General features: G+C 70.2%; 23 protein-coding genes and 1 tRNA gene. 13 read left to right on the top strand and 11 right to left on the bottom strand.

The window, feature by feature from the left end; genetic code table 11:
• Position 1: 1 nt before the first annotated feature.
• A complete protein-coding gene (locus BMY04_RS03095) occupies positions 2–877 on the top strand; it encodes a hypothetical protein (protein WP_139209723.1) in 876 nt (291 codons plus the stop codon).
• On the opposite strand, the gene BMY04_RS03100 is transcribed toward BMY04_RS03095, so the two are convergent.
• Entirely contained in the window at positions 829–1,830 is a 1,002-nt protein-coding gene (locus BMY04_RS03100) for a DUF389 domain-containing protein (protein ID WP_232506100.1), read from the bottom strand. The genes BMY04_RS03095 and BMY04_RS03100 overlap by 49 nt on opposite strands.
• Positions 1,831–1,923: 93 nt before the next feature.
• On the opposite strand from BMY04_RS03100, the gene BMY04_RS03105 reads away from it, so the two are divergent.
• Entirely contained in the window at positions 1,924–2,850 is a 927-nt protein-coding gene (locus BMY04_RS03105; protein ID WP_091177613.1) for an EamA family transporter, read from the top strand.
• 414 nt (positions 2,851–3,264) lie between these two features.
• Here BMY04_RS03105 and uraD read toward each other — a convergent pair whose 3' ends face one another.
• Complete coding sequence (uraD, locus tag BMY04_RS03110; RefSeq protein WP_091177614.1) at positions 3,265–3,816, bottom strand: 2-oxo-4-hydroxy-4-carboxy-5-ureidoimidazoline decarboxylase; 552 nt, start codon at positions 3,814–3,816, stop codon at positions 3,265–3,267.
• A gap of 287 nt (positions 3,817–4,103) precedes the next feature.
• Between uraD and BMY04_RS03115 the strand changes: the two genes are divergently transcribed.
• The 3 genes from BMY04_RS03115 to BMY04_RS03125 all read left to right on the top strand — a co-directional run bounded on the left by BMY04_RS03115 (position 4,104) and on the right by BMY04_RS03125 (position 6,633).
• Positions 4,104–5,228, top strand: coding sequence for a lipid II:glycine glycyltransferase FemX (locus tag BMY04_RS03115; RefSeq protein ID WP_091177615.1), 1,125 nt, complete (start codon positions 4,104–4,106; stop codon positions 5,226–5,228).
• 13 nt (positions 5,229–5,241) lie between these two features.
• Positions 5,242–6,291: an alanine racemase gene (locus tag BMY04_RS03120; RefSeq protein WP_091177616.1), complete on the top strand. Its 1,050-nt coding sequence runs from the start codon at positions 5,242–5,244 to the stop codon at positions 6,289–6,291.
• 123 nt (positions 6,292–6,414) lie between these two features.
• Positions 6,415–6,633: a hypothetical protein gene (locus BMY04_RS03125; RefSeq protein ID WP_091177617.1), complete on the top strand. Its 219-nt coding sequence runs from the start codon at positions 6,415–6,417 to the stop codon at positions 6,631–6,633.
• A 31-nt stretch (positions 6,634–6,664) separates the two neighbouring features.
• Here BMY04_RS03125 and BMY04_RS03130 read toward each other — a convergent pair whose 3' ends face one another.
• The 4 genes from BMY04_RS03130 to BMY04_RS03145 form a co-directional block, all read right to left on the bottom strand.
• Positions 6,665–8,206: an FAD-dependent oxidoreductase gene (locus BMY04_RS03130; RefSeq protein ID WP_170853962.1), complete on the bottom strand. Its 1,542-nt coding sequence runs from the start codon at positions 8,204–8,206 to the stop codon at positions 6,665–6,667.
• 175 nt (positions 8,207–8,381) lie between these two features.
• Positions 8,382–9,206, bottom strand: coding sequence for a tyrosine-protein phosphatase (locus tag BMY04_RS03135; protein ID WP_198409902.1), 825 nt, complete (start codon positions 9,204–9,206; stop codon positions 8,382–8,384).
• Positions 9,207–9,288: 82 nt separating this feature from the next.
• A complete protein-coding gene (locus BMY04_RS03140; protein WP_198409903.1) occupies positions 9,289–10,500 on the bottom strand; it encodes an MFS transporter in 1,212 nt (403 codons plus the stop codon).
• Positions 10,497–11,558 (bottom strand): aldo/keto reductase, encoded by a 1,062-nt coding sequence (locus BMY04_RS03145; protein ID WP_091177619.1) that lies wholly within the window; start codon positions 11,556–11,558, stop codon positions 10,497–10,499. Before BMY04_RS03145 ends, BMY04_RS03140 begins: the two co-directional genes overlap by 4 nt.
• 236 nt (positions 11,559–11,794) lie before the next feature.
• Between BMY04_RS03145 and BMY04_RS03155 the strand changes: the two genes are divergently transcribed.
• Positions 11,795–12,697 (top strand): phytanoyl-CoA dioxygenase family protein, encoded by a 903-nt coding sequence (locus BMY04_RS03155; RefSeq protein WP_091177621.1) that lies wholly within the window; start codon positions 11,795–11,797, stop codon positions 12,695–12,697.
• A 6-nt stretch (positions 12,698–12,703) separates the two neighbouring features.
• On the opposite strand, the gene BMY04_RS03160 is transcribed toward BMY04_RS03155, so the two are convergent.
• The 3 genes from BMY04_RS03160 to BMY04_RS03170 form a co-directional block, all read right to left on the bottom strand.
• Entirely contained in the window at positions 12,704–14,173 is a 1,470-nt protein-coding gene (locus BMY04_RS03160) for an MGDG synthase family glycosyltransferase (RefSeq protein ID WP_091177622.1), read from the bottom strand.
• Positions 14,174–14,235: 62 nt separating this feature from the next.
• Positions 14,236–15,423 carry a hypothetical protein gene (locus BMY04_RS03165; RefSeq protein WP_232506061.1) on the bottom strand — a complete coding sequence of 396 codons (1,188 nt, stop codon included), beginning with the start codon at positions 15,421–15,423 and terminating at the stop codon, positions 14,236–14,238.
• Positions 15,420–16,910 (bottom strand): glycosyltransferase family 87 protein, encoded by a 1,491-nt coding sequence (locus BMY04_RS03170; RefSeq protein WP_232506062.1) that lies wholly within the window; start codon positions 16,908–16,910, stop codon positions 15,420–15,422. The genes BMY04_RS03165 and BMY04_RS03170 overlap by 4 nt, the downstream gene beginning before the upstream one ends.
• A gap of 47 nt (positions 16,911–16,957) precedes the next feature.
• On the opposite strand from BMY04_RS03170, the gene BMY04_RS03175 reads away from it, so the two are divergent.
• A complete protein-coding gene (locus BMY04_RS03175) occupies positions 16,958–17,911 on the top strand; it encodes a Dyp-type peroxidase (protein ID WP_091177624.1) in 954 nt (317 codons plus the stop codon).
• Between the two features lie 19 nt (positions 17,912–17,930).
• On the opposite strand, the gene BMY04_RS03180 is transcribed toward BMY04_RS03175, so the two are convergent.
• Together BMY04_RS03180 and BMY04_RS03185 are read right to left on the bottom strand one after the other, a co-directional pair.
• Positions 17,931–20,084 (bottom strand): transglycosylase domain-containing protein, encoded by a 2,154-nt coding sequence (locus BMY04_RS03180; protein WP_091177625.1) that lies wholly within the window; start codon positions 20,082–20,084, stop codon positions 17,931–17,933.
• Positions 20,077–20,496, bottom strand: a complete 420-nt coding sequence (locus tag BMY04_RS03185; RefSeq protein ID WP_091177626.1) for a DUF5318 family protein — start codon at positions 20,494–20,496, stop codon at positions 20,077–20,079. The genes BMY04_RS03180 and BMY04_RS03185 overlap by 8 nt, the downstream gene beginning before the upstream one ends.
• 311 nt (positions 20,497–20,807) lie before the next feature.
• Here BMY04_RS03185 and BMY04_RS03190 point away from each other — a divergent pair.
• The 6 genes from BMY04_RS03190 to BMY04_RS03210 all read left to right on the top strand — a co-directional run bounded on the left by BMY04_RS03190 (position 20,808) and on the right by BMY04_RS03210 (position 26,604).
• Positions 20,808–20,880 (top strand) — tRNA-Ala (locus BMY04_RS03190).
• A 461-nt stretch (positions 20,881–21,341) separates the two neighbouring features.
• A complete protein-coding gene (locus BMY04_RS03195) occupies positions 21,342–22,298 on the top strand; it encodes a sigma factor-like helix-turn-helix DNA-binding protein (RefSeq protein WP_091177627.1) in 957 nt (318 codons plus the stop codon).
• 4 nt (positions 22,299–22,302) lie between these two features.
• Entirely contained in the window at positions 22,303–24,351 is a 2,049-nt protein-coding gene (locus BMY04_RS03200; protein WP_091177628.1) for a Z1 domain-containing protein, read from the top strand.
• The gene (locus tag BMY04_RS22230; RefSeq protein ID WP_139209725.1) at positions 24,344–25,450 is read left to right on the top strand and encodes a hypothetical protein; all 1,107 of its coding nucleotides are present in this window, start codon (positions 24,344–24,346) and stop codon (positions 25,448–25,450) included. The genes BMY04_RS03200 and BMY04_RS22230 overlap by 8 nt, the downstream gene beginning before the upstream one ends.
• A 3-nt stretch (positions 25,451–25,453) precedes the next feature.
• Complete coding sequence (locus tag BMY04_RS22235; RefSeq protein ID WP_139209726.1) at positions 25,454–26,326, top strand: hypothetical protein; 873 nt, start codon at positions 25,454–25,456, stop codon at positions 26,324–26,326.
• The gene (locus BMY04_RS03210; protein ID WP_091177630.1) at positions 26,323–26,604 is read left to right on the top strand and encodes a hypothetical protein; all 282 of its coding nucleotides are present in this window, start codon (positions 26,323–26,325) and stop codon (positions 26,602–26,604) included. Before BMY04_RS22235 ends, BMY04_RS03210 begins: the two co-directional genes overlap by 4 nt.
• The last annotated feature ends 24 nt before the right edge of the window (positions 26,605–26,628 follow it).

Consider the following 26,628-nt stretch of genomic DNA (forward strand, 5'->3'; position numbering starts at 1 on the left):
CGTGGGGGCGGTCCGTCGGCGGGCGACCGGCACGGTGCTGGTCGCCTCCTGGCTCGTGCTCGCGGGTTGCACCACGCCGGCTGGGCCGGACGGTCCGGCGAGCGCCAAGCCCGCCGGTCCCATAGTGCCGTCGTCGAGCGCGGCGTCGCCCTCCCCCGCCGCCCTGCCCGCTACCTCGAGCCCGCGGGTCGGGGTGCCGAGCATCGCGCTGCCCACGGCGGAGGCGACCCCGACGGCCACGCCACGGAGCTGCTCGGACCAGGTGCTGCGCGCCCGGGACACGCGCCTGCGGGGGTCGCGCGAGAGCGTCTACTGGGACCTCACGATCCCGACCTTCTCCGGCGCGTCCTCCGCCGACGCCGTGAACCGTCACGTCCGCGCGTCGGCGCAGGACGCGATCGACACCGGTCTGCGGGAGGGCGAGGACGACGCGGGCTACCGCCGCGACGTCCAGGGGCGCGCGACCGTCACCCGCAGCGACCGGCGGACGGTGCAGGTCGAGCTGCGGTGGGGCGACTACCTGGCCGGCACGGCGCACCCGACCGACCACGTCGGGACCACCGTGGTGACCACCGACCAGGGCCGACCCGTGCGGCTGCGCGACGTCCTCGCCGACGTGCCCAGCGGTCTGCGGGCCCTCGGGAAGGCCGTCCGGAAGCAGTCGGGCCCCGTCGACACCCACGGCCTCGCCCCGAAGGAGAAGAACTTCGCGGCCTGGCAGACCACGGCCAAGGGCATGCGGTTCACGTTCGGCGACTACCAGCTGGGCGGGCACGGGCTCCGCACGTACACGGTGCCGTGGACGACCGTGCGCCCGCTGCTGTCCGACTACGGCACCGGCCTCCTCGACCCGGACGTCGACCCCTCGACCTGCTGAGCCCCGACCCCGTCGGCCCTCCGCCGGCGCCGCTGGGTGACGAGGCGCCAGAGACCACGCTGGACGAGGAGGGTCACCACCCCGGCGGCGACCATGCCGGCCAGGTTGATGCCGAGCTGCGCCGCCGCGCCCGGCAGCTGGTCGAAGGCGCCCACGGCCAGCGACAGCGCGAAGTCGCCCGCGGCGGGGACGGTCGTCACCGAGATGAACACCCCGACGAGCGCGTTCGTCCGCCCGCCCGTCTGGGACAGCACGCCGGCGCACCCCGCGAGCACGGCGACGACGGCCGACCACAGGTCCGGGCGCCAGACGAAGCCCGTCAACGGCCGTGGTCCGGTGACGTCCTCGAGGTGGACCCAGCCGAGCGCCCGTGCGAGCAGGGCGAGGAGCAGGGTGAGGCCGATGGCCACCGCGAAGCTCTGCGCGAGGAGCCGGGCCGCGCGGGTGAGCAGTCCCGGACGCCTGGCCACGAGGCCGACGGCCAGGGCGGCGACCACGGCGAACTCGGGCCCGACCACCATCGCCCCGACGACGAGGATCGAGGAGTCGGTGACCACGGCGACCGCCGCGATCGTCACCGCCAGGGTGAGGAAGGCGTAGAAGGAGTAGGAGCCGCGCACCTCCCCGTACGCGTTGTCCACGACCGCGTCCCAGATGATCGCGTCGTCGGGGGCGCCGGTCGCCGCGCGCTCGACCTCGCGGGCGTTGACCGACGGTGCGGCGGAGAGGTCGCTGATCACGACCGAGCCCTCGTCGAACAGCCCCTCGCGCCGCAGCCAGCCGAGGACGTCCGACGCGGCCTCCCGCGTCACGTCGCAGCTGACGACGTCGCCGAGCGGCCGCAGCGCCGCGCCGGGCAGGTGCACGACGTCGGTCACCCGCGGGTCGTCGACGAGGGTCGCCACCACGGCCTCGGCGCGGGGCGCCGGGACGACCAGGCGGAGGTTCAGCATCACGGCACCATCATCGAGCCGGCGGTGCCGGGCAGGAGGTCCGCGCGTCGGGAATTCGGGCACGCCTTCTACGGGGAGGGCCACGATCGTCTGGTGCCGATCCGGGACCGACTGCTCGCGCTCGTCGTGGCCGTCGTCTGGGGCGTGAACTTCCCGGCGACGGCCTTCGGGCTCCAGCACTTCCCGCCGCTGCTCATGGTGGCCGTCCGCTTCACCCTGGTCGCCGTGCCGACGGTGCTGCTCGTGCCGCGTCCCCGGGTGCCGCTGCGCTGGTTCCTCGGCGCGGCCGTGTTCATGGGCACGGTGCAGTTCGCCCTCCTCTACGTCGCGATGGCGCTCGGCATGCCCAGCGGCCTCGCCTCGCTCGTGCTGCAGGCGTGCGCCCCGTTCACCGTGGTCCTCGGGGCGCTGCTCCTGCGGGAGCACCTCGGCGTACGGCAGGTGGTCGGGGTCGTCGCGGCCGTCGTCGGCCTCGGCGTCATCGCGCTGCACCGGGCCCTGGGCGGCTCCGCCACCGCGCTCGTGCCCGTGCTCCTCACCATCGCCGCCGGCCTCGGCTGGGCCGTCGGCAACATCTGCAGCCGCCAGGCCCGGGCGGCCAAGCCGCTGCACTTCACGCTGTGGCTGTCGGTCGTCCCGCCCGTGCCGCTCCTCGCGCTGTCGCTGCTGGTCGAGGGGCCGCAGCGGGACCGGGCCGCGCTCAGCACCGCGTTCACCGTGGAGGCGCTGCCGGCGGTGCTGGGCCTGCTGTACATCGTGCTCGTGGCCACCGTGCTCGGCTACGGCCTGTGGAACACGCTGCTCTCGCGCAACCCGGCGGGCGTCGTGGCCCCGTTCGCCATGCTGGTGCCGGTCGCCGGGGTGCTGAGCGCCTGGCTGGTCCTGGGCGAGGTCCCCGACCTCGTGGAGCTGCTCGCCGGGGTCCTCGTCGTCGGCGGCGTCCTCTTCGGGTCGCGTCCGGCCCGTCGACCCCTGGTCGCACCCACGCCGACGCCGGTGCCGCTGACGAAGAGTTCCTGAAGAAAATAATCGCTCGCGGACCCTCCGGAGGCCTCCAGGAGCCCGATCGGCGACCTGTCCGGCCGTCACCGACCTCTCGTCGGGTCCTGACAACGTGAACAGCAGGGTCCGCTGCTGCTCAGGTGAGAGAAGGCACCTGATTGCTTCAGATCTCTTGTGAGGAAGGGCCACAAAGCCTTCGCCCGTCGGCTAGGTTTGTCACCGGGAGTTCACTCCATCGGACGCCCGGGATAGGTTGCGATGCGTCCGGCCTGCGTCGTGTTCCCCGCGCGGGTAGGCCCATCCCCTGCGCATCCCCTATCCCGGGTCATCCGATGGGCAGTCGTCGGGTTCTCGGGGGCCCGACGACCTACCGCGCAAGCGGGTGGACTCGTCCCTTGAATCCCCGAGCCCACTCCTCCGGCGCGGCGCGCCTCAGCGCGCCGCGTCCGCGTCGTCCAGCCCCGCCGAGTGATCGAGGGCCACGGCGTCCAGGTACGTGAAGAGCTGCGGGATCCGCAGCAGCGCGATGTCGCGGAGCTCCTCGCCGACGATGCCGACCTCGGTCTCCGGGTCGAGCCGCAGGCGCCGCTCGAGCTCGCCCAGGATCTCCTCCCGGCTCCGCCCCGCGGCCCTGATGAGGAACACCCGCCCGAACTTCGCCTCGTACGCGGCGTTGCCCGCCGCCAGCCGGGCGGCCAGCTCCTCGTCGGTCGACGCGCTCGACGCCTGCTCGGCCCGGGAGAAGGACGCCGACGTCCCCGACCCGCTCGGCCGCTCCCCGATGCGCGGGTGGTCGGCCATCGCCTCGTCCACCTCGGCCGGGCTGAGCGGCGTCGCCGCCTGCCGCGCGACCTCGACCAGCGCGTCCACGGAGTCGAACGGCCCGGCCGCGACCACGTCGTCGACCCACCGCCGCACGTGCAGGCAGGCCGTCAGCCCCTCGCGGAGCTGCGCGTCCGTCACCGAACCCAGCTGCGTGCTCATCCGTCCTCCGTACCTACGCCATTGGCCTTGCGCCAACCTAACGGGGGCGAGCCCGGACGATCGTCGGGCACCGCCGGAACCCGCGACCCGAAGGACGGGCTCGGAAGGACGCCGGGGAGCGTGGACGGGCCTGGCGGGAGCACGGGCGCGACCGCGTACGGGTGTGCAGCCGAGACCACGCGCCCGTGCGGATGGTTGCGAGCCGGCGTCCTTGCGAGGCCGTCCGGCGCGCGACATGACCGGCGGAGCCCGACGAAGAAGCCGGCGAGACCCACTAGCCTCGCAGGGTGGAACTGGCAGTGCGCACCATCACGGCGGAGGAGCACCGGCGGTTCAACGCCGCGCAGCCCTCGGTCTCCTTCCTGCAGACCCCGGCCTGGGGCGAGGTCAAGAGCGAGTGGAAGGCCGAGTCGGTCGGCTGGTTCGACGAGCTCGACCCCGACGGCGGGCCGGTGGGCGCGGGGCTGGTCCTCTACCGCCAGCTGCCGCGGGTGAAGAAGTACCTCGCCTACCTGCCCGAGGGCCCGAACATCGACTGGCTGGGCGGCAACGTGCACTCCTGGTTGCTGCCGCTCGCGGCGCACCTGAGGAAGGCCGGCGCCTTCGGCATCCGCGTCGGGCCGCCGGTGGTCGCGCGCCGCTGGGGCGCCGAGACGGTCAAGCGGGCCATCGCCGACGAGCGCATCAGCCGGCTGAGCGAGGCCGTGCCGGACGAGGTCCAGCACAAGGTCACCGCGCTGCGCCAGGCGCTGCGCGACCTGGGCTGGCACCCGCCGGACGAGGACGAGGGCTTCGCGGCCGGTCAGCCGCGCTTCGTCTTCCAGCTGCCGCTGGAGGGCGAGACGCCCGAGTCGCTGCTCGCCGGCATGAACCAGCTGTGGCGCCGCAACATCAAGAAGGCCGACAAGGCCGGCGTCGTGGTGACGCAGGGCGAGCGCGACGACCTCGCCGCGTTCCACCCGCTCTACGTCGAGACGGCCGAGCGCGACCACTTCACCCCGCGCCCGCTGTCCTACTTCGAGACCATGTGGGACGCGCTGCGGGCCGAGGACCCGGACCGCATCCGGCTCTACCTGGCCCACCACGAGGGCGACCTCGTCGCGGCGACGACGTGGGTCCGCGTGGGGCGCCACGCCTGGTACTCCTACGGCGCCAGCAGCACCGCCAAGCGCGACGTCCGCGGCAGCAACGCGGTGCAGTGGCGGATGATGCGCGACGCCCTGGAGGCGGGCGCGGACGTGTACGACCTGCGCGGCATCACCGAGGGCCTCGAGGCCGACGACCCGCACCTGGGGCTCATCCAGTTCAAGGTCGGGACCGGCGGCCAGGCGGTCGAGCTGCTCGGGGAGTGGGACCTGCCGCTCAACCCGCTGCTGTACCGCGCCTTCGACGTCTACATGAAGCACCGATGAGGAGGGACCGCTGATGGCCGGCGTGACCGTCCGCCTCGACGAGGAGCGCTGGCAGGCGCACCTGGCCACCGTGCTGGGAGACACCCCCGCCGTCGTGCCCGTCGTCAAGGGCCACGGGTACGGCTTCGGGCTCGTCCGCCTGGCCGCCGAGTGCCGCCGGCTCGGGGTCGGCACGATCGCCGTCGGCCTGCCGTCCGAGGTCGGGGTCGTGCACGGCACCTTCGAGGGCGACGTCGTGATCCTGCAGCCGTACGACCCGGCCGACGGCCTCGCCCGAACGCTGACCGCCGCGCCGCACGTCCTCACCACCGTCTCCCGCCTCGACGACCTGCGCGGCCTCGCCGCCGGCGACGGCCGCCCCCGGGTCCTGGTCGAGGTGCAGACGTCGATGCGGCGCCACGGCCTCCGGCCCGACGAGCTCGCGCAGGCGGCCCCGCTGCTGGACGACGTCGTCTTCGAGGGCTGGAGCATCCACCTGCCCATGCGCGAGGAGGGTCGCCGCGAGGAGGCCGAACGCCTCGCGCGCACCGCCGTCCAGGCGCGGCTGGGCCCGCTGTGGCTCTCGCACCTGCCGGCTGCGCAGGTCCGGGCGCTCGGCGAGGAGCTGGGCGTGGACGTCCGGGCCCGCGTCGGCACGCGGCTGTGGCTGGGCGACGCGAAGGGCCGGACGGTGACCGCCACGGTGCTCGACGTGCACCCCGTCCGGCGCGGTGAGCGCGCCGGCTACCGGGGCCGGGTCGTGCCGGGCGCGGGCTGGGTCGTCGTCGTCGCCGGCGGCACCTCGCACGGCGTCGGCCTCGAGGCGCCGACCTCCGCGACCACGTGGCGCCAGCGGGCCACCGCGCTCGCCACCGGGTCCCTCGGTGCGGCCGGCCGGGCGCTCAGCCCGTTCACCCTCGACGGCCGCAAGCGGTGGTTCCTCGAGCCGCCGCACATGCAGTCGAGCCAGGTGTTCCTGCCCGCCGGGGCCACGCCGCCGGCGGTCGGCGACGAGGTGCCGGTCGAGCTCCGGCTGACGATCGCGACCCTCGACGCCGTGATCATGGGCTCGTCCAAGAACTGATCTTGGGTTGAGGGTCTCCTGATCTTCTGCCGTGAGGCGCAACACTTCTGCCAGCACAGCGATGTACCCGGCATGAGGAGCTGGTGGAGAGGTCAGCGGCTGGGGCGGTCGCTCCGACGGGCGTTGCGCGAGCGGACGGCGCTGCGGGCCCGCCCATGGGAGGAGGACCTCCTGCACTGGGCCAAGGACGGGTCGCTGCACGGCCGGCTCGTGCCGCCGACGCACGGCCGGCTGCGCGCGAGGCTGCCCCTGCGCAGGCGGCTGAGCACCACCTCCGACGGCTGGTGCCCGGCCTGGTCGGACGAGGTCCAGCGGCAGTACCTGCCCGACCAGGAGGCCTGAGACCGGACCTCTCGGCCGCGCCGCGACGCCGTCAGCGGGTGGGCCGGCGCAGCTCCTCGTCCTCGACGCGCAGCAGGTCGGCGTCGCGACCGAGGCCCGCCGCCGCGACGACGCGGCCCTCCTCGCGGAACGTGACGAGCAGGCTGCGGTCGGCCGCCGACCCGTCGGCCTCGCCGCCCTCCAGCGACTCCGCGTGCCCGCTGAGGCGGAAGCTCTTGCCGAACTGCATCGTCCAGTAGAAGGGCGGCTCGCCGAGCGGCTCCTGGGCGCCGAGCAGGTTCATGGCCGCGAGCGCCCCGGAACGCTGGGCCTGGGCCCAGTGCTCGACGCGGATCGGGCGGCCGGTGACCGGGTCGGGGAAGCGCGCGATGTCGCCCACGGCGAAGACGCCGCGCACCGCGGTCTCGAAGGTGGCGTCGACCAGGACGCCGTCGTCGACCTCGAGGCCCGCGGCCTCGGCGAGCCCGGTCCGCGGCTCGACCCCGACGCCGACCACGAGCAGGTCGCCCGCCACGACGGTTCCGTCCTCCAGCTGCAGCGCCGAACCGTCCCAGCCGGCTGCGCGTCCGTCGACGAAGCGCGTGCCGTTCTCCTCGTGCAGCGACCGCAGGACGCGGCCGAGGTCCTCGCCGAGCTGGCTCGTCATCGGCACCTCGCCGGGACCGACGACGGTGACGTCGACCTCGCGCTGGCGCAGCGCGGCGGCCACCTCGAGACCGATGAAGCCGAGGCCGACGACGACGACCCGGACGCCCTCGCCCGCCGCCTCGACGGCGGCGAGGATCCCGTCGGCGTCTGCCTGGGTCCGCAGCAGGTGGACGTCCTCGCGGTCGAAGCCGGGAAGGTTCGGCCGCACGGGGGCCGCGCCGGTCGCCAGCACCAGCGCGTCGTACCCGAGCTCGGTGCCGTCGTCGAGCGAGACGACGCGTTCCGCGAGGTCGAGCGCGGTGGCCGTGACGCCGAGGTGCGTCTCGACGTCGTGCGCGGCGTACCAGTCGGCCGGCAGCAGCGGGAGGTCGCCGGCCTGCTTGGCGCCGGACAGGTAGTTCTTGCTCAGCTCGGTGCGGTCGAGCGGGAGCCCCGGCTCGGTGGAGACCATGGCCAGCGACCCGTCGTAGCCCGTGCGGCGCAGCCGCTCGACCGCGGCGAAGCCAGCCGCGCCGCCGCCGACGACGACCACGCGGCCCACCCCGCGGTCGTCGTCGACCCGCAGCGGGGTGCCGGGGGCCGGCTCGGGCTCGGCGGCCACCGTGACGCGGTCCCCGTCGACGGACACCGACCAACGCTTCAGCGGCGCGAAGGCCGGCGCCTGCGTCGCCTCGCCGGTCCGCAGGTCGAAGCACGCGTGGTGGAAGGGGCAGACGACGGCGTCCCCGACGCGGCGGCCGTTGCCCAGCGGGGCGCCGCGGTGGGTGCAGGCGGCGTCGAGCGCGCTGACCTGCGCCAGGCCGAGGCCGTCGGTCCAGACCGCGAGCAGCACGTCGGCGTCACCGACCTTGCCGGCCAGGAGGCCGTCGGGGCCGAAGTCGGCCAGGGACACCCCGGCGGTCAGGTCGGGCGCGTCGTCCGGCATGGGTCTCCTCGTCGTCGGTGCGTGCTGCGGGCGTGCGTCGTGCGTGCTCCGTGCGGCGGCGGACGCCGCGCCGTGCCACATCGTGCCCCGGTGCCCCGCAGAGGGCGGACCGGGCCTGCCCCACCCTTTCGACGAGGCGGTGCCGCACGGTTGCAGGCCGCCGGCCGCCGGCCGCTCAGCCGCGCAGCTTGGCGCGCAGGCGCGCGGTGTCGTCCTCGGTCCAGCCGATGCGGTTCAGCATCGGCTCGACGCCCCCGTACGCGGCGTCGACGTGCTCGAGGAACGCCCGCATCGTCTCCGGGTGGGTCAGGTGCGACGACAGCGGCCGGTCGCGCAGGTTGGCGTTGTAGGTGTCGGAGGCGAGCAGCCGGTCGAGGATCTGCTGGGCGCGCTCGGAGCTCGCCGCGTAGTCGGCGACGACGGCCTCGCGCTCGGCCCCGGCCAGGGTCAGCGCCAGGGCGACGAGCGTTCCGGTGCGGTCCTTACCCGCGGCGCAGTGGACCAGCGCCGCGCCGTCGGCGTCGGCGACCGCCCGAAGCCCGCCGACGACCGAGTCGGGCCGGTCCGCGAGGTAGGAGAGGTAGACGCCGGTCGTCTTGTTCTCTGCCTCGACCGAGGGTTCCAGGTCGACCCAGGGCAGGGCCTCGTCGGGGACGGCGTCCGGGCGCTCGTCGGCGAGCTCCTCGGCCTCTCCCCCCTCGGCCTGCTTGTCGACACCGACGCCCTCGCGCCACTCGCGGAAGAAGCTGTGCTGGTGGTGCACCACGTCGGTGCGCGAGAGCGGGCCCGGGCCCTCGGCCTCGACCTCGTAGTCGCTGCGCAGGTCGACGACGTCGGTGACCCCGAGGTCGAGCAGCGCCTCCACGTCCGCGGGCGTCAGGTCCTGCAGGTTGTCCGAGCGCAGCAGCCGACCGGGCTCGATCGCCCCGCCGTCGGTGGTCGGGATCCCCCCGACGTCACGGAGGTTGACGAGCTGGTCCATGTCGATCCACCGGGGCACCGGGTCATCGTAGGTGGGCGTCCGCGAACGCTTCCGGTCCTGGACGCGACGGCTGGGCGCACCGGAACCTGGCCGGAGCGGCTCAGCCGGGGTCCACCACCAGCGCGCCGCGGCGGGCGACGGCCCAGATCACCAGCGCGACCGTCGCGAGCGCCGCCCCGCAGAGGGTCACCGCGACCCAGCCGCCCGCGGACCAGAGCACGGTGGCGAGCACGGAGCCACCGGCGCCCCAGAGGAAGTTGTTGGTGACGAAGGCGGTGTTCAGCCGGCTGCGCGCCTCGGCGGAGATCTGGAACATCCGCGTCTGGTTGAGGATGCTGATCCCCTGGATCGCCACGTCGAGCAGCAGGATGGCCACGACGACACCGACCACCGACCGCCCGCTCAGCGCCGCCACGGCGAAGGCGACGACGACCAGCGCCCAGCCCAGACCGCTCGCCGGCAGCGACCAGCCGCGGTCGTGCAGCCGGCCCGCGCGCTGGGCGGCGACCGCGCCGACCAGCCCCACGAGCCCGAAGAGGCCGATCACCGAGACCGGGTAGTCGAACGGCGCCCCGCTGAGCAGGAACGTCAGCGACGTCCAGAACATCGTGAACAGCGCGAAGGCGACCCCCGCCAGCACCAACGTCCAGCGCACGACCCGCTCGCGCCGGACCACCCCGAAGACCGAGCCGATCAGGCGCACGTACGGCACCCGCGCCTTGGGCTGCAGGTTCGGGATCGCGCGCCACAGCAGGACGGCGAGGACGAGGTCGACGACGGCCGCCCCGACGTAGATCGAGCGCCAGCCGAACGCGTCGGCCACGAACCCGCTGACGGTCCGGGACAGCAGGATCCCGGTGAGGATGCCCGACACCACCGTGCCGACGACGGCGCCGCGGTCGGCGTCAGTGGCCAGGTCGCCGGCGAGCGGGGTCAGCAGCTGCCCGCCGACGGTGGTCAGCCCGAGCAGCCCGAGCGCCGCGACGAGGAAGCCGAAGCTCGGCGCCACTGCGCAGAGCCCCAGCGCGACCGCCGCCGCGACGAGCGCGGCGGGGACGAGCTTGCGACGGTTCGTCACGTCGCCGAGCGGGACGACGAGCAGGATCCCGAGGGCGTAGCCGAGCTGCGTCACGGTGACCAGCCACCCGGCCGAGGCCGTCGACGTCCGCAGGTCGGTCGCGACGAGGTCGAGCAGGGGCTGCGCCCAGTAGAGGTTGCCCACCGCCGCGCCGGCCGCGACGGCGAACAGGAACGTCAGGCCCCGCCCGATGCCGGGTCGGGCGGGGCCGTCAGCGGGGTGACCAGCCGTCACTCGGCGTTGTGCGCCTGCATCAGGGTGGCCGTGCTGGGGCCCCAGCGGTCGGAGCCGGTGTTGGCCTGGTGCCAGTGCGGGTACGGCATCCCGACGCGGCTGACGTCGTCGAGCCGGGTGATCTCCTCTGCGCCGAGCTGCAGGTTGGCGGCGGCCAGGTTGTCGGCCAGCTGCTCCTCGGTGCGCGCACCGACGATCAGCGAGGTGACGGCGGGCTTGCTCAGCGTCCAGGCCAGCGCGACCTGAGCGGCGGAGACGCCGTGGCCCTCACCGATCTCGACGAGGGTGTCGATGATCGAGTAGAGCTGGTCCTCGTCGCGGACGGGCGGCTCGGTCCAGCCCTGGAAGCGGCGGCTGCCCTCGGGGGCGTCCTGCCCGCGGCGGTACTTGCCGGACAGCAGGCCGCCGGCCAGCGGGCTCCACACGAGGATGCCGAGGCCCTGGTCGACCGAGACCGGGACGAGCTCGAACTCCGCGTCGCGGGCCTGGAGCGAGTAGTAGATCTGCTGGCTGACGAACTTCTCCGTCGCCGTCCGGTCGGCCGCCCAGAGGGCCTTCATCAGCTGCCAGCCGGTGTAGTTGGAGGCGCCGACGTAGCGGACCTTGCCCGACCGGACCAGGGCGTCGAGCGCCGAGAGGGTCTCCTCGAGCGGGGTCTGACCGTCCCACTCGTGGACCTGGTACAGGTCGATGTGGTCGGTCTTCATGCGGCGCAGGCTCGCCTCGACCGAGTTGATGATGTGGAAGCGCGAGAGGCCCATCTCGTTCGGGCCGTCCTTGTCCCCGACCTGCATGCGCACCTTGGTGGCGATGAGCACCTCGTCGCGGTCCGAGCCCAGCGCCTCGCCGAGGATCTCCTCCGACTGCCCGGCCGAGTAGACGTCGGCGGTGTCGAAGAGGTTGACCCCCGCGTCGCGCGCAATGCTGATCTGGCGGCGGGCGCCCTCGACGTCGAGGTTGCCGACGGGCTTGGCCCAGCCGGTGCCGGCGAAGCCCATGGTGCCGAGGGTGATGGTCGAGACGCGGAGGCCGGAGGCCCCCAGCTGGCGGTAGTCCATGGGGAGAACCTATCGAGCGCGCCGGGGGTGCTCCCGGGCGGACGGGCGCTCGCACGCCGGCCTGGGCGCTGCGGTGCTGTCGCGGACCACGAGCGTCCCTCCCAGCGCCAGCTGGTGGCTCGCGGCGAAGATGGGCCCGGGGCCTGCGAGCTCGACCAGCCGCCGCCCGGCCCGGGAGCCGGGCTCGAGGTCGAAGTCCCCCACCCCGACCAGCGCCCGGACCGCAAGGAGCTCCCGTGACCCCCCAGCAGCTGACCCAGGACGAGGTCGACCACTTCGTCCGCCACGGCTACGTCGTGGTGAAGAACTGCTTCGACCCCGCCTCGGCTCAGGAGTGGATCGCGCGCGCCTGGGTCCGGTTCGGCTACGACCGCGACGCTCCGGACCAGTGGGTCGAGAAGCGGATCCAGCTGTCCACGCAGGACTCGGTGGACGCGCGCGACTTCGCGCCCAGGGCCTGGGCCGCGGCCGTCCAGCTGCTCGGGGGCGAGGACCGGATCGACCTGCCCTGGCGGTGGGGCGACGGGTTCATCGCGAACCTCGGGGTCGGCGACGACCGCGCGTGGGAGCCGCCGTCGGCCGAGGTCGGGGGCTGGCACAAGGACGGCGACTTCTTCCGCCACTTCCTCGACTCACCCGAGCAGGGCCTGCTGACCATCGTGCTCTGGACCGACATGCACCACCAGGGCGGAGGCACCTTCATCGCGGCCGACTCCGTCCCGGTCGTCGCCCGCCACCTGGCCGAGCACCCCGAGGGCGTCCTGCCCACGGACTTCGACTTCGCCGAGCTGGTGTCCCGGTGCACCGACTTCCGCGAGCTGACGGGTGAGGCGGGCGACGTCGTGCTGCTGCACCCGTACGTGCTGCACGCGACCTCGCAGAACGTGATCAAGGACGGGCGGCTGATCACCAACCCGCCCGTCGCCCTCCGGGCGCCGATGCGCTTCGACCGGGCCGAGGAGGACGAGCTGTCGCCCGTCGAACGCGCGGTGCTGCACGGGCTCGGGCTGGAGCGTCTCGACTTCCGGCCGACGGGCGAACGGGAGCTCGTGGTGCCTCCGCGCGTGCTCGAGCAGCAGGCCCGCGACGCTCGGGCGGCCGAGCGGGCCGCGGCGGCCGAGACGGCCGCCTCGCGCTGAGGCTCGTCAGACGCCGGCCGTCCGCTCGACGTTCAGCCGTACGCCGGCCCGGTCGCCGATGAGGCGGCGCAGCACGAGCAGCAGGTGCGGGTCGGTCTTGGGGCGGACGCGGATCTTGAGCCGGTCCTGCCGCGACAGCTGGTCGAGGGCGACCTCGACGTCCTCGCCGTCGCGCAGCTGGCTGTCGAAGAGCTCGTCGACCCGGCGCACCTCGTCGTCGGTGACGACGGCCACGGGCATGCTCGTCCGGGCGTCGGCGAGGATCGCCAGCGTCCGCCGCGGGCCGGCGTCCTCCAGCGGGTGCCCGGCCTCCGCGACCCGCAGCATCGCCTTCTGCGCGGACCGCGTGATCCACAGCGACTGGTCGGCGTCGTGGAGGACGTCGTACGCGATCGTCTGCGCGGCGCGGGGGTGGCCGATCCGTCGCGCGGCCGCCGCCATCGCCGGCAGCCGGCCGGGCTCGGCGAGCAGCCGCTCGATCTTGCTGCCGACGGTCGTCTCGTAGTTGCAGCGGACCGCCGCGCCCTCCTCGAGCAGGTAGTCGCTGTTGCGCACCTCCTGGCCCGGGATGGGGTTGATCAGCACCATCGGCAGGCCCGCGGCCATGCACTCCGAGGACGACAGGCCGCCGGGCTTGCCGACGAAGAGGTCCGTGGCCCGCAGCAGGTCGCCCATGTCGCTCGTGTAGCCGAGGACCTGCACGCACGGGTCGCCGGCGGTCTGGGCGTCGAGGGAGGCGCGCAGGCCGGCGTTGCGCCCGCAGACGACGAGCGTCTGGTGCGGGGTGGGGACCCGCTGGACCTGCCCGACGACCGCCCGCACGTAGTCGCCGCCCGCCGCGCCGGCCGACACCAGCACGGTCGGCAGGCCCTCGCGGAGGCCGTAGCGCCCGAGCACCGCCGCGCGGTCGACGGGCGCGTCGAGACCGGCGCGGACGGGGATGCCCGAGACGGTGACGCGTCGTTCCGGGACGCCGATGGCCAGCAGGTGGTCGCGCGTCTCCTCGCGCGCCACGAACATCCGCGTGAACGCCCCCGTGAGCCACAGGCCCTGGAAGTCGTAGTCGGTCGTCACGGCGCTCACCGAGCAGGACAGCGTCCCCTGCGACAGCAGCAGCGACACGATCCGCAGCGGCAGGAAGTGGGTGCAGACCACGTGGGTCGGCGCGAACTCCCGGATCGCCCGCACGGTGTCGAGGTTGTTGACGCGGTCCCAGGCCTTGAGCCCGCGCGCGAGGTTGAAGGGCTGGTCGCTCTTGTCGTAGCCCCACCCGACGATCCAGGGCACGCTCTTGACGAGCGCGAAGTAGCCGTCGTCGTAGAGCAGGCGGTAGACCTCGTTCGTCGTCCGCATGACGTCGAGCTGCGCGACCTCGTCGACGTCGTGCCGCGACCGGAACGCCGCCGCCACGGCGTCCGCGGCCATCGTGTGGCCCGCGCCGATGCTGGCGCTGAGGACGAGGACCCGGGTCGCCACGGGACGGATCGTAGGCCTCGGGCGACCTCCCCGTGCGCCTCCTCCGAGGTGTGCCGGACGGCTCAGCTGGCCCAGTGGCCGGTGAAGAACAGCCAGCACCACCACAGCATCAGCACGACCTCGAGCCCGAACGCGACGCCGACGAGGCTGCGGTGCGCCACCCGGGCCCCATGCGTGCGCGGTCGGCGCCGGGCCCACTCGGCGAGCATGATCCACAGCGGGAACCAGAGCAGCGTCGCGCGGTTGACGGAGAAGAACCAGTACGACAGCGAGAACGCGAGCACCTGCACGCCGACCCACGCCGCCTCGCCGAGCAGCGGGCGTTCCCCGGCCCGCCGCAGCCGGACGCTGCGGACGAGCGCCCACACGACGACCAGCACGCCGACCGCCATCGACACCATCTCGCCGCGAAACACGGCCGCCCACCAGGGGTGGTCGGCGTACGCGCCGGGGACGATCGCCGGGATCGTGTTGAGGAACGACTGCCAGGGCCACGTGAACGAGCGGACCCAGCCGGTCGACTGCGCGTGGTACCAGGCCGTCCAGCTGCCGGTGAGCGCGTGCAGGTAGGTCGCGAACACCGCGATGACCGCGACCGGGACGAGCAGCAGCGCAAGCCTCTTGGCCCGGTCGGGGAGCGCCACCTTCGGGGTCGTCAGGATCATCACGGCCAGCGCGCCGATGAGGAACAGCCCTGACACGCGGACGGAGCAGGCGACGGCGGCCAGCAGCACGGCGGCGACCCATCGGTCCGCGCGGGCCCGCTCCCAGGCCCAGAAGGCGGCCGCGCAGAACATCGACTCCGTGTACGGGACGACGGTGAAGACGGCAGTCGGCGCGAACAGCCACGCCACCGCAGCGGCGGGACCGCCGAGCCGGTGGAGGGCGCCGGCCGCGACCGCCGAGCAGGCCAGCGACACGACCACGCCGGTGACGGCCACGGGCACCCCGACGGCGAGGCCGAGCGCGAGCAGCCCCGGGAAGCCGGGGAAGAACGCCATCAGCGTCCCGTCCGCGTCGGCCCAGTAGCCGCCCTCGGCGAGGCGCCCGAAGTGCTGCACGTCCCAGTTGCTCACCATGTCGGTGACCGTGCGACCGGTCGTGACCGCCAGCACCACGGCCACGAGCGCGATCAGCGCCCGGCTCGCGAGCCAGGCCTGGACGACCAGACGTCCGCCGCTCGGCTGCACAGGGGTCGTCGGCCGCGCACGGGTCGTCGGCCCCGTTCCCTGAGCCTGTCGGAGGGTCATGCCCGCCTGCCCACCGCGCTCAGGAGGCGCGTCCGCCACGGCGCGTCCGCGGCGCCGTCGAGCACCCCGCCGGTCGGGTCGTCGAGCACGCTCCCTGAGCCTGTCGAAGGGGCCCGCACCGGGTCGTGCTCCGGCCGCAGGGCGTCGCGGACGACCATCGCCACGACCCAGCCCTGCGTCGCGAGCCGGGCGAGCACGGCGAGCCAGTAGACGCGGTCGGACCCGCCGTCGCCCGGGCTCAGCTCGCCGCCGAGGTGCCACCAGATCGCGACGAAGTAGAAGAGCTCGCCCGCCGTGAACACCCACCAGTCGCGCCAGCGCGGCCGCGCCAGCACGACGAACGGCAGCAGCCACAGCACGTACTGGGGCGAGTAGACCTTGTTCGTCATCAGGAACGCGGCCACGACGAGGAACGCCATCGCCCCGAACCGCGGCCGCCGTGGCGCGAGGACGATCAGCAGCCCGATCAGCACGCAGCCGAGCGCGAACAGCCCGGCGCTCACCGCGTTGAGGTCCCCCACCGGGTGCCCCGCGAGGGAGAAGACGTACCAGATCGAGCCGAAGTCGCCGCTGCGGTCGGCGTTGAACGTCCAGAAGTCGAGCCACGCGTCGGGCGCGAGCACGAGGACGGGCAGGTTCACGACCAGCCATGCGACGACGAACCCGACGACCAGCCGCCCGTACGCCCGCATCCGCGCCGAGCGCAGGCAGAGCAGCAGCAGCGGCCCCAGCAGCAGCGCCGGGTAGAGCTTGGCGGCCATGCCGAGCCCGAGCAGCACGCCGCCGAGCCCCGGACGGCGCCGGCTCCACGCCAGCACACCGGTGGCGGTCAGGGCGACGGCGAGCAGGTCCCAGTTGACGAGCGCGGCCGCGGCGACGGTCGGCGCGGCGGCGAGCATCGTCGCGTCCCACGGCCGCCCCGGAACGGTGCGGACCTGCGCCCACACGGCGACGAGGAACAGCGCCCCGAGCAGCACCTGGTTGACGTCGAAGAAGCGCAGCGTCGCGTCGACCGCCTGCTGCGCGCTCAGCCCGTCGCCGCTCGGCGCCCCAAGCAGCACCGTGATGCGGCGCTCGAGCTCGAGGAACCAGCCGGTGAGCACCGGGTACTCGAGCACCTGGTACGGGCCGGAGTCGAGGTAGGGCGTGTTGCCCTGCAGCAGCCCGCGGTCGCCGTAGAGCAGGCCGATGTCGGAGTAGCAGAGCCGGCGGAACGCGTCCGGCGCCTGGCCCGCCACGGTGATCCGGCACGGCAGGCGGAACACCATCCCGGCCAGGTAGGTCAGCGACGCGACGACGAGGAGGACGCGGGCCGGGTTCCAGACGTCGCGCACGAGCGTCGCGTGGCGGCCGAGCGGTCCCCCGATGCGCTGCGCCATCTCGGCGACGAAGGGGTCGGTCCGCGCCGGCTGGAGCTCGGCGTGCCGGTCCCTCGGCTCTCGGGTCCGCCCGGGGGCCGCGTCGGGGGTCACGGGCGCCTGGGGCACCGCGAGAACCTACCAGCGGCACCTGTCGGTCTGCTTGACTTCCGGCCATGACGACGGGCGGCTGGGACCGCGTGCCGATCGCGGCGCAGACCATCGAGGCGACGCTGAGCCAGTTCGCCACGTTCCTGGTGCTGGAGATCGGCCCCGGCGACGACGACCTCGCGACCGCGCGCGACACCATCGCCGGGATCGACGACCTGCTCAAGACGGTCGGGTTCCGCGACCTGTCCGCGCGCCTGTCGTGCGTCGTCGGCATCGGCAGCGACGCGTGGGACCGGATGTCCCCCGGGCACCGCCCGCAGCAGCTGCGGCGGTTCCCGCGCATCGAGACGGCCCAGCACGTGGCCCCGTCGACGCCCGGCGACCTGCTGCTGCACGTCCGGGCCGAGCGCAGCGACCTCTGCTTCGAGTTCGTCCGCATCGTCATGGACGCCTTCGGCAGCAGCGTCACCGTGGGCGACGAGACGCCGGCGTTCCGCTACTTCGACGCGCGCGACCTGCTCGGCTTCGTCGACGGCACCGCCAACCCCGTCGGGCGCGAGCTCACCGAGGCGGCGCTCATCGGCGACGAGGACCCGGAATTCGCCGGCGGCAGCTACGTCGTCGTGCAGAAGTACCTCCACGACCTCGCGACCTGGGCCTCGTACGGCGCGGACCTCCAGTCGGAGATCGTCGGGCGCGACAAGGCCGACAACACCGAGCACCCCGACGCCGAGACCGGGCAGAAGGCGCACAAGACCCTCGCCACCCTCGAGGTCGGCGGCGTGGAGCGCGCGATCCTGCGCGACAACATGCCCTTCGGCCGCGCCGGGTCCGGCGAGTTCGGCACCTACTTCATCGGCTACGCCGGCAATGTGACCGTCACCCTGACGATGCTGCGGCGGATGTTCCTCGGCGACCCGCTCGGGATGTACGACCGCATCCTCGACGTCTCGACGGCGACGACGGGCACGATCTTCTTCGCCCCCTCCGCCGAGCAGCTGTCCCAGCTCGGCGGCTGAGCCGTCAGCGCGGCGGGCCTCAGCGCCGCGGGCTCCCGCTGGCCCCCGGGGTCGGCCGGCGCGACTCCGACGGCGTCGGGCGGGGCGTCTGGCTCGGCTTCTGCGTCGGCTCCTGGGTCGGCGTCGCGGGCGACGTCGGGGCGGTCGTCTCGGTCTGCGTCGGCTGCGGGGCCGGGGTGTAGGTCGGCTGGGAGTAGGAGTTCACGTACGCCGGCGGGTCGAACTTCTCGACGTCCTGTCCGTCGGTCGCCGTCTGCATGTAGTCCAGCCACGTCTGCGCGGGGTAGGTCGCCCCGAAGAACGTCGAGTCGCCCGGTCGCCGGTACGGATCGAGGCTCGCGCTGCCGGTCTTGCCCGCCACGTACATGACCGCCGTCGAGATCTGCGGCGTGTAGCCGACGAACCACGACGAGTTGACGATGTTGTCGCCGTTGGCCAGGTCGACGCCGTTGGTGCCGGTCTTGGCGGCCACGGGTCGGCCGAGCGCCGACACGGTCCGCCCGGTGCCGGACTCGACGACGCTCGACAGCGCGAACGTGACGTCGTCGGCCACGTCCCCGCTGACCACGCGGTCCTTGGCCGGGTCGGCCTTGTAGAGCACGTTGCCCTCGGCGTCCTTGACCTCCTTGACCACGTGCGGGGCGACGTGGACGCCGCCGTTGGCGAAGGAGGCGTACGCGCTGGCCGTGTTGAGCGGGCTGACCTCGGGCGTCCCGATCGGGATGTTGCGCTCCGCCGTGTCCCAGCCGCGGGTCTTGGGTGCCCCCGCCTTCTCGGCGATCTCCAGCGTCTTGTCCTTGCCGTCGGGCAGCTGCCGGATCAGGTCGACGAAGGCGGTGTTGATGGACTCCGCCGTGGCGTAGGTGAGGTCGACGCTCGGGCCGTAGCTCCGCCCGTACTCGTTGCGCACCGGGGTCTTGTCGCCCGGGATGTACCAGGTGCTGCCGTGGAAGCGGGACCGCAGGCTGAAGCCGTTCTCGAGGCCCGCGGCCAGTGTGTAGGCCTTGAACGTCGAGGCCGTCGGCCGAGCGGTCGTGGCCCAGTTCCGGGAGTTCTCGACGAAGTCCGGGCCGCCGTAGAGCGCGAGGACGTTGCCCGAGTTCACGTCGACGCTGGCGACGGCCGCGTGCAGGCCCGACTCCTTCTCGCCGGACGCCTTCGCGGCCTGCTCCGAGGTGTCCTGGGCCGCCTTGATCGCGGCCTTCTGGTCGTCCTCGTCGAAGGTCGTCGTCACCCGGAGGCCGCCGCCCTGGACGTCGCTGGAGCTGAAGCCGGCCGTGGACAGCTCCTGCTCGACCATCTTGAGCAGGAAGCCGTTCGGGCCGCCGTAGCGCTCCGACGTCTTGACCTTGGGGAACTTGGGCAGGCCGCGGCTGTACTTCGCCGCCTGCTCCGCGGTGATGTCGCCGGTCTGCGCCATCGAGGAGATGACGTAGCGGTAGCGGTCGAGCAGCCGGGGACGGTTGTCCTCGTCGTCCGGGTCGAACGCCGTCGGGTTGTTGATCACGCTGGCCAGCACCGCCGCCTGGGGCACCGTCAGCTTCTTGGCGTCGACCTTGAAGTAGGCCTCGCTCGCGGCTTGGATGCCGTACGCGCCGTGGCCGAAGTAGATCGTGTTCAGGTAGCCCTGGAGGATCTGCTCCTTGCTCTTCTGCTGGCTCAGCTTGTAGGCGAGGAACAGCTCGCGGTACTTGCGGCTGATCGTCTGCTCGCTGTTGAGGTAGAGGATCTTGATGTACTGCTGGGTGATCGTCGACCCGCCCTGGAGGCTGCCGCCGCGGGCGATGACCCAGGCCGAGCGGGCCAGGCCCCTGAGCGAGACGCCCTTGTCGGTCCAGAAGGTGCGGTTCTCCGCCGCCACGACCGCCTGCTTGATGCTGTCGGGCATCTGGTCGAAGTCGAGCGGCTGGCGGTTCTGGATGGCGAAGTTGCCCATCTCGCTCTTGCCGTCGCCCCAGTAGACGAACGTCGTCGCCGTCTCGAAGTCCTTGTTGGGGTTCGGCAGCTCGGTCGTGCTGTAGCCGTACGCCACGGCCCCGGCGCCGGCGACGACGCAGAGCGCGACCAGAATGGCGATCGCGCCCGCGACCCGCTTGAACCAGCGAGCGCTGCCGCGCTTGGGTGCGCCGGCCGGGTGCTTCGCGACAGGGCCCCAGGAGGCGGGGTCAGCCATAGATGTCCTCGACGGTCTGCTGGCGGCGAGGTGGCTTGCGCTTCACCCCGTCGCCCAGGAGGTAGGAGACGATCATGTGGTTCCAGCTGCAGCGCAGGCAGACCTCGACGACCACGACCTTGAACTCGCCGTACTGGTGCGCCATCTCCTCGAGCTCGGCCGGGGGCTTGATCCGCCCCGAGTACTGGCCGAGCTGCTCACCGAAGGTGTAGCTGAGGTTGTACATCTCGGGCGACTCGCACACCGGGCACGGCACCTTGGCCTGCTCCCCGTGGTACTTCGCCGCCCGCAGCAGCATGGGGTCCGCGTCGCACGCGTCGAGCTTGGCCAGCCGCTTGCCGGGGCGCTTGAGCCCCTCCAGCGTCCGACGCCGCTGCAAGGCGTAGTCGATCACCTCGCGCTGCGACCACATGGGTTCCAGCCTAGGTCGTGGTCCTGACACAGGCGACTTCCTGCGCGGACTGTCACAGGCTCAGTTCAGGGGCGGGCTCGTCGGTGCTTGCCGGTGCGGCTTCGGCCTGGCGGGCCTCATCGGTGCGGATCCTGCCGCGTAGTCGCGGCACGATCCGCACCAATCGCGAGCCCCTGCGGTCGTCCGCCCGGATCGGAGGCCATCCGACCGCTTCGACGCGGTCAGGTCGCCTCCGTCGACCGGCGCTCCTGCTCGCGGTCGCCCCCGACCGCCCGACCGGCGTACGATCGGGCGTCCGGCCCAGCCGGTGAGGGGCCTTGGCGCAATTGGTAGCGCACCTGCTTTGCAAGCAGGGGGTTAGGGGTTCGAGTCCCCTAGGCTCCACTGCGAGAACCTTCCCCGGGCTTCCTCACAGCCCCGTGGTATGCGCCTAAAGCCTCTTAAGGGGATCATGTAGCGCCTTGCATTCGCAGATACTGCTGGCCAACTTCCCGACTTCAAGGCATCCGTCTTCAGCGACCACTACTGTGACGAACAGTGGTCCGACGCGGTACGAGTAGGGAGGTGGTTGGGTGACCCACGCACAGCAGGGCAACACCAGTGCGCTCTCCGCAAACCTCTTCTACCCGGAGTCCCTGACTGCCGTCCGAGAGTGCTCAGGGCCGTGCGGCCAGGCCAAGCCCGCGACAGCCTTCCCGACAATCAGCCGAAAGGCTGGCGCCCGTCACGGCGTGTGCCGAGCATGCCGAGATGATCGACTGCGGATCGCAAGATCCATCCGACCTAGCGCTCGCGACGACGACCCCAGTGTCCAGCGACAGAAGGTCTACGACGTTTGTCGAGACGTGGTGGTCGCGCACGCCGGACAGCCAGTGTCGCTCACCCAGATCTTCATAGAGGTCTTCGACTCGGTCAAGTTCGTTCCGAGTGAGTCAGACGTTCGCGCCAGCCTGGAGAAGCTGCTGAAGGAAGAGAGCCAGTTAATCAAGTCGCACGGCGATGCCTACGCATGGGAGGCGCACGGTCAGGCACCTTCGGTACCTTCTGCTCCATCGCGCGTAGAAGAAATGTTAAGACGACGGCTGCAGGGTCAGACTCTGGACGAGATCGGCCTCGAGTTCGACCTCACGCGAGAGCGAGTCCGGCAAATCCTCAAGCAGCACGGGGGGCCCAGTGCTAAGGAAGTGCGTAATCTTCGAGCGACACAAGTCAGGCTCACCCAGGTCGATCGGGATGCGGCCGCCACATCCGAAATTCGCGCCGCACTGAAGGACAGCAAACCGATGTCGGCAGAAGAGGTCGCGGAGTTAACCGGACTCGATGCGGCTGACGTTTGGAGATCCTGGCCTCGTGACCTCTCACACCTCCGCTTGTGGGGGACTGGAAAGATAACAAGCCGCTGGACAGACGCAGAAATCCTTGCGGCTTTGCAAGAAGCATCCACGTATGAGTTCCCCCTGACGACGACAGCCTATCGTGAATTAATTCGGGTCGGTCAAGTCGTTGGACCCTCGGTACCAAGAATCGGACAACGATTTGGCAGTTGGTCGGCCGCGTGCGCAGAAGCCGGGGTCGTCTCGGGCGAGCGACCAAATCGCAATTACGAATCTAAGTGGAGCGATGAAGACCTCTTGAAGATAGTTCTTACCTACCTTCTAGATCCGCAATCGCCCAATTCCGCCCATCGGTTCGACGACTGGAGGAGGCAGAATGCGCCGGACGGCCCCTCTGCTCAGACGCTACGCAACCGGTTCGGCTCCTGGACAGAACTCAAGAGACGCGCGTTAGCGCTGAAGGGGTAACGAGATGACCGAAACGGCCAGACTGGACGGCATACTTGCGAAATCCATCGACGAGAACACACGCAACGGAATGTGGAGCTCCGTAAGCGAGATCTTAAAGCAGGGACCCTCAGAAGGAGTCGCATCGCAAACGACTTCCCTCGCCCTTGGCTACGTCCAGTCTGGTAAGACCACGTCGATCACTGCCCTTGCAGCAGCCGCAGCGGACGCGGGATACCAGTTGATCGTCGCGCTTCTGGGCTCGACCAACCTGCTCCTCGATCAGAACAGCAGTCGCCTTGAAGGCTCGTTAGGCATCACAACAAGATCTGACTACGTGTGGATCAGCGAGACCAACCCGGCAACCGAGGCGTCCGGGAAGAAGTTGCGCAAGTTCGTCGAGATGGGTCGCGTGTGCCTTGTTCCTGTTCTGAAGCATGCAGGGCGCATTCGAGCAGTTGCGAAGCAACTCGAGAAGATTCCGGATGATCTACGGGTCCTTATCATAGACGACGAGGCTGACCAGGCATCCTTGAATACGAGCAAGGACGCAGAGAGCAGAACGTATTCGGCCATTCGAGACCTTCGAAATGCTGTGCCGAATCACTTGTACGTTCAGTACACGGCCACCCCCTACGCCCCCTTGCTTTTGGACGCAGCCGATCTCCTCAGCCCCCAGCACGTCGAGTTCCTCGTCCCGGGGAAGGGCTATACGGGCGGCAAACAATTCTTTATAGACAACGCCGACCGAGTTATTCGGAACGTGCCGCTGCTCGACGAACAAGCTTCCAAGACGCCTCCGCTCCAGATGCAGAAAAGCCTCTTTCAAGCGGTGTCCGCTTTCCTAGCAGGCTCCGCGCTGCTCCTGCATCATGGGACCGCGAGCCCACCTATAAGCATGCTCGTGCATTCAACTGCTCGCAATGACGTCCAGGCGCGGTACGAGTTTCTCATCCGCCGCCAGCTCGAACAGTGGAAGAAATCAGTCGTCGCAGGCGACATCACGACGGTCCCCGAATCAATAATCGAGGAGCGTCAAAGAATCGTTGCGCATGGGGCGCAGGACACAGACGACTCTACCTTCGCTTCTAAACTCAAGGTCGTCATCTCCGAGGCTATGACATGGCTAGTGAACAGCGCTGCAGATGTGAACAAAGTAGATTGGCACGTCTCTCCCATTCACATCCTTGTCGGAGGAAACAAACTAGATCGAGGGTTCACAGTAGAAGGGCTGACCGTCACCTACATGAATCGACCTGCTAGTCCGCAAGTCGACACTCTCGAGCAACGAGCTCGTGCATTCGGGTATCGCGCCGATCTCCTGCCCTACTGCCAGTTCTTCGCCAGCAAGAAAACAATCCGCTCTCTCACGGAGGTCGTTCATACCGAGGAAGACCTCCGAGCCCGCCTTCGCGACCACGTTGAGAGCGGTGGCTCAGTACATACCTGGGCCGCCGAGATTGGCCTGTTGCTGCCTGAAGGAATGACGCCTACCAGGTCGAGCGTTACGAGCGCACTGTCGACCATGAAACTAGGCTGGCACCAGATGCGCATGCCGTCGAGACTTACTGACGACACGCAGCACAACCAAGCCCTCCTAGAGCAAGTCGGATTGATGCGTGCTCGGCCGTTGTCACAGGGCAGGCTCGGCTTCAGAACGATTCATGTCGATTCGATGAAGACGCTCGAACACTTATTGAATGGCTGGGCTCGACCAAGTTATAGCCCTGGGTGGCTGCACGAGGAACTCGTTGACGCCGTAGCCCGGCGGTTCGCGCACGTGAAGAGGGCGACAGTCATGCTCATGGAGGATGGCGGCAAGCCTCGTAAGCGCCGCTGGCTAGATGACGTCGGATTCGTCAACCTATTCCAAGGTCGTGACTTGAAGCCACAGTCTAACGGCGACTTCTATCCAGGGGATCGTTTCGTAGAGAATGTCGAACAAGAGCCAGACCAAATAATCGTACAAGTACACCGCACGCAAGTACGAGGACATGAAAATGAAGGCGAGCTACTGGCACTCGCCATCTACCCTGGCGCTGGTCTCGTAGTCCGAAAGGAGTCAGATGTCTGAGACATTGCCGACGAGCGCCGGTAGGTCTGGCACAGTTCCACTCGAGAGGTTGCGACTCGACCCGGAGAATCCACGGATTCCGGAGACGCACCGGACAACGGACACTGCGGAACTCGCGACTCTGCTGGAAATGGGATTCGAGGCGTACCCAGTAGCCCAGTCCATCGCCGAGCTAGGTTTTTTCAACGCGGAGCCGCTCATCGTCGTCCCAAGCCAGGACGAGGAGGGTGCGTGGATCGTCGTCGAGGGGAACCGTCGCCTGACCGCGCTGGTGGGCCTTGCCTATCCGAAGATTCGCGCCGAGTTCGCAACACCCGATCGGTGGGATCGGCTTGCGGCCAAGCGCACAATCAGTCCTTCCGCCCTCATTCCTGTAGTGATGCACAAATCTCGAGCTACAACCCACGCGGAAGTAGCCCGAGTCCACGTAGTTGGAAAACTTCCATGGCGCCCCTTCATGCAGGCGAAGTACATCGCTGCGCGAGTGGCTGAGGGTAGGACCCTCCAAGAAGTTGCTGATCTCATTGGTATCCCGAAGAGCAAGGCTGCCGACCTGTACCGCGACCAGGCCGTTCTGGCTCAGGCTTCGACTATCGGACTCGAGACGTCCCAGGTCGAAAGCGCATTCTCGCTCTTGACCGTGGCCATGGGCAGCACCAAGATTCGGAACCACGTGGGTGCTCCGCTCGGGTCACAAACCGTGATCGGAAAGGATCCGATCCCCGTAGATAAGGCTGATGAACTCAGGGAAGTAATCCGGTGGGTGTTCGGCGACGAAGAGCACGAATCGCTCATCTCTGACTCGCGACAGATCTCGCAACTCGGCAACGCGGTCGCCTCCGAGGTAGGCCTCGAAGCACTTCGGGACGGTAAAACTCTCGAGGAGGCCAAGCAGCGCATCCAGGAGAAGGGGCTTGATCCCCTCAAGGCCTTGACGCTTAAACTGACGGCGGCGAGGAGCTCACTGACCGCGGCCAGCAGCGACGTGGCGGAGTTCGGGCTCGACAAGGAAATCCGAGATTTGGTCGACGACATCGAGTCGCTCGTGGGTAGCATCCGATCGACACTCGAAGACGCCGGGGCGGACGCAGAGCGATAATTGATGGTTGACCTAGAGGTTTCAAGTACCGAGGCCATCGCGGACTGGATCGAAACGAGCGTGCTTGTCAGTTCGTCGGGCCACTTAGGTCGAGACAGGCTGGACGACCTTGCCGCCTCAGAGGTGGGGGCCTCGGCCATGAAGGTCGCGATGGCCATCGATACGATGGCCAAGCGGGCGAAGGTACTGGGTGATTCCTACCCATTCAGGGTGAGCGATCTTGCGGTACTTCGACAGAAGAGTGTCCATGCTGACCGATACTCTGCTCTACTTTTCCTGACACCGGGTTCCGTTGCACGTCAAACCGTCAGAGCGCAGGAAACGGCGGCAATGGGCAACCTTTTGGAGGAGATCGCGGAAGCTGCGCTCGCAAATTTCTGGGGCCTCGGCGGTATAGCACTCTCCTTCGGCTACCCTTCGAAACATGGTCGCCCCGAACCTTTCGATCAGGCTGTCCTGTGGCTTGCCGGCAAAATCGGGCTAGAGGCGGGCCGAGGTTACAGGCCTCCGCGACGGAAGGATGGCGGCGTTGACGTCGTGGCGTGGCGACAGTTCGCAGATCGCCGCCCAGGATTTCCGCTTGCACTCGCGCAGTGCACGATCCAAGCGGAAGCCTTCACGAAGACTACGGACATCGACCTACGCCTGTGGGCCAGTTGGCTCGCGATGGACAGTGATCCCCTTAGCCTACTTGTGATTCCAGGGACCATTCGATCCGCGGGTCCAGATTGGCGACAACTAACCACGGTCGTCATGGTCTTGGACCGGATTCGTCTGATGGAGTTGTTGAGTCGAGGCTCGGAGGACCGCGAAGTTCGTTGGGCGACAGAGACGGCTTCTGCGCTTAGAGTGCACCTCAAGGCGGGCGAACTATGACGACCAAGGCCGACATCGTCCGGAACATCGCATCCATACTCGGAGTCGAGGCGCCGAAGATGTCTACTGGGTCGACGGAGCCGCGGGAAATCTTCGAGATCGTCAACGAGCGACTTGGCCTGGGCCTCGACAGGCGGCTCACTAAGCCTGACATGGCTCGTCAGATCGTCGAGGCCGCGGGACTGACCTGGAACGCACACCATGAGAGCAACGGCGGAACTGTCACGAAAGTAGGCCTTGAGGCCGTTATGCGAGCCGTCGAGCACTTCGTCGGCTAAGGAGAACGAGGGGCTACACCGACT

Source organism: Microlunatus flavus (assembly GCF_900110855.1).
GTDB classification, from domain to species: Bacteria; Actinomycetota; Actinomycetes; order Propionibacteriales; family Propionibacteriaceae; genus Microlunatus; species Microlunatus flavus.

What these genes read in the sequence shown, in the direction of transcription:
- BMY04_RS22230 (WP_139209725.1), top strand. Translation starts at nt 24,344, where the DNA reads ATGTCTGAGACATTGCCGACGAGCGCCGGTAGGTCTGGCACAGTTCCA.
- BMY04_RS03120 (WP_091177616.1), top strand. Translation starts at nt 5,242, where the DNA reads ATGGCCGGCGTGACCGTCCGCCTCGACGAGGAGCGCTGGCAGGCGCAC.
- BMY04_RS03175 (WP_091177624.1), top strand. Translation starts at nt 16,958, where the DNA reads ATGACGACGGGCGGCTGGGACCGCGTGCCGATCGCGGCGCAGACCATC.
- BMY04_RS03100 (WP_232506100.1), bottom strand. Translation starts at nt 1,830, where the DNA reads ATGCTGAACCTCCGCCTGGTCGTCCCGGCGCCCCGCGCCGAGGCCGTG.
- uraD (WP_091177614.1), bottom strand. Translation starts at nt 3,816, where the DNA reads ATGAGCACGCAGCTGGGTTCGGTGACGGACGCGCAGCTCCGCGAGGGG.
- BMY04_RS03185 (WP_091177626.1), bottom strand. Translation starts at nt 20,496, where the DNA reads ATGTGGTCGCAGCGCGAGGTGATCGACTACGCCTTGCAGCGGCGTCGG.
- BMY04_RS03165 (WP_232506061.1), bottom strand. Translation starts at nt 15,423, where the DNA reads ATGACCCTCCGACAGGCTCAGGGAACGGGGCCGACGACCCGTGCGCGG.
- BMY04_RS03210 (WP_091177630.1), top strand. Translation starts at nt 26,323, where the DNA reads ATGACGACCAAGGCCGACATCGTCCGGAACATCGCATCCATACTCGGA.
- BMY04_RS03145 (WP_091177619.1), bottom strand. Translation starts at nt 11,558, where the DNA reads ATGGACTACCGCCAGCTGGGGGCCTCCGGCCTCCGCGTCTCGACCATC.
- BMY04_RS22235 (WP_139209726.1), top strand. Translation starts at nt 25,454, where the DNA reads ATGGTTGACCTAGAGGTTTCAAGTACCGAGGCCATCGCGGACTGGATC.
- BMY04_RS03200 (WP_091177628.1), top strand. Translation starts at nt 22,303, where the DNA reads ATGACCGAAACGGCCAGACTGGACGGCATACTTGCGAAATCCATCGAC.
- BMY04_RS03130 (WP_170853962.1), bottom strand. Translation starts at nt 8,206, where the DNA reads ATGCCGGACGACGCGCCCGACCTGACCGCCGGGGTGTCCCTGGCCGAC.
- BMY04_RS03180 (WP_091177625.1), bottom strand. Translation starts at nt 20,084, where the DNA reads ATGGCTGACCCCGCCTCCTGGGGCCCTGTCGCGAAGCACCCGGCCGGC.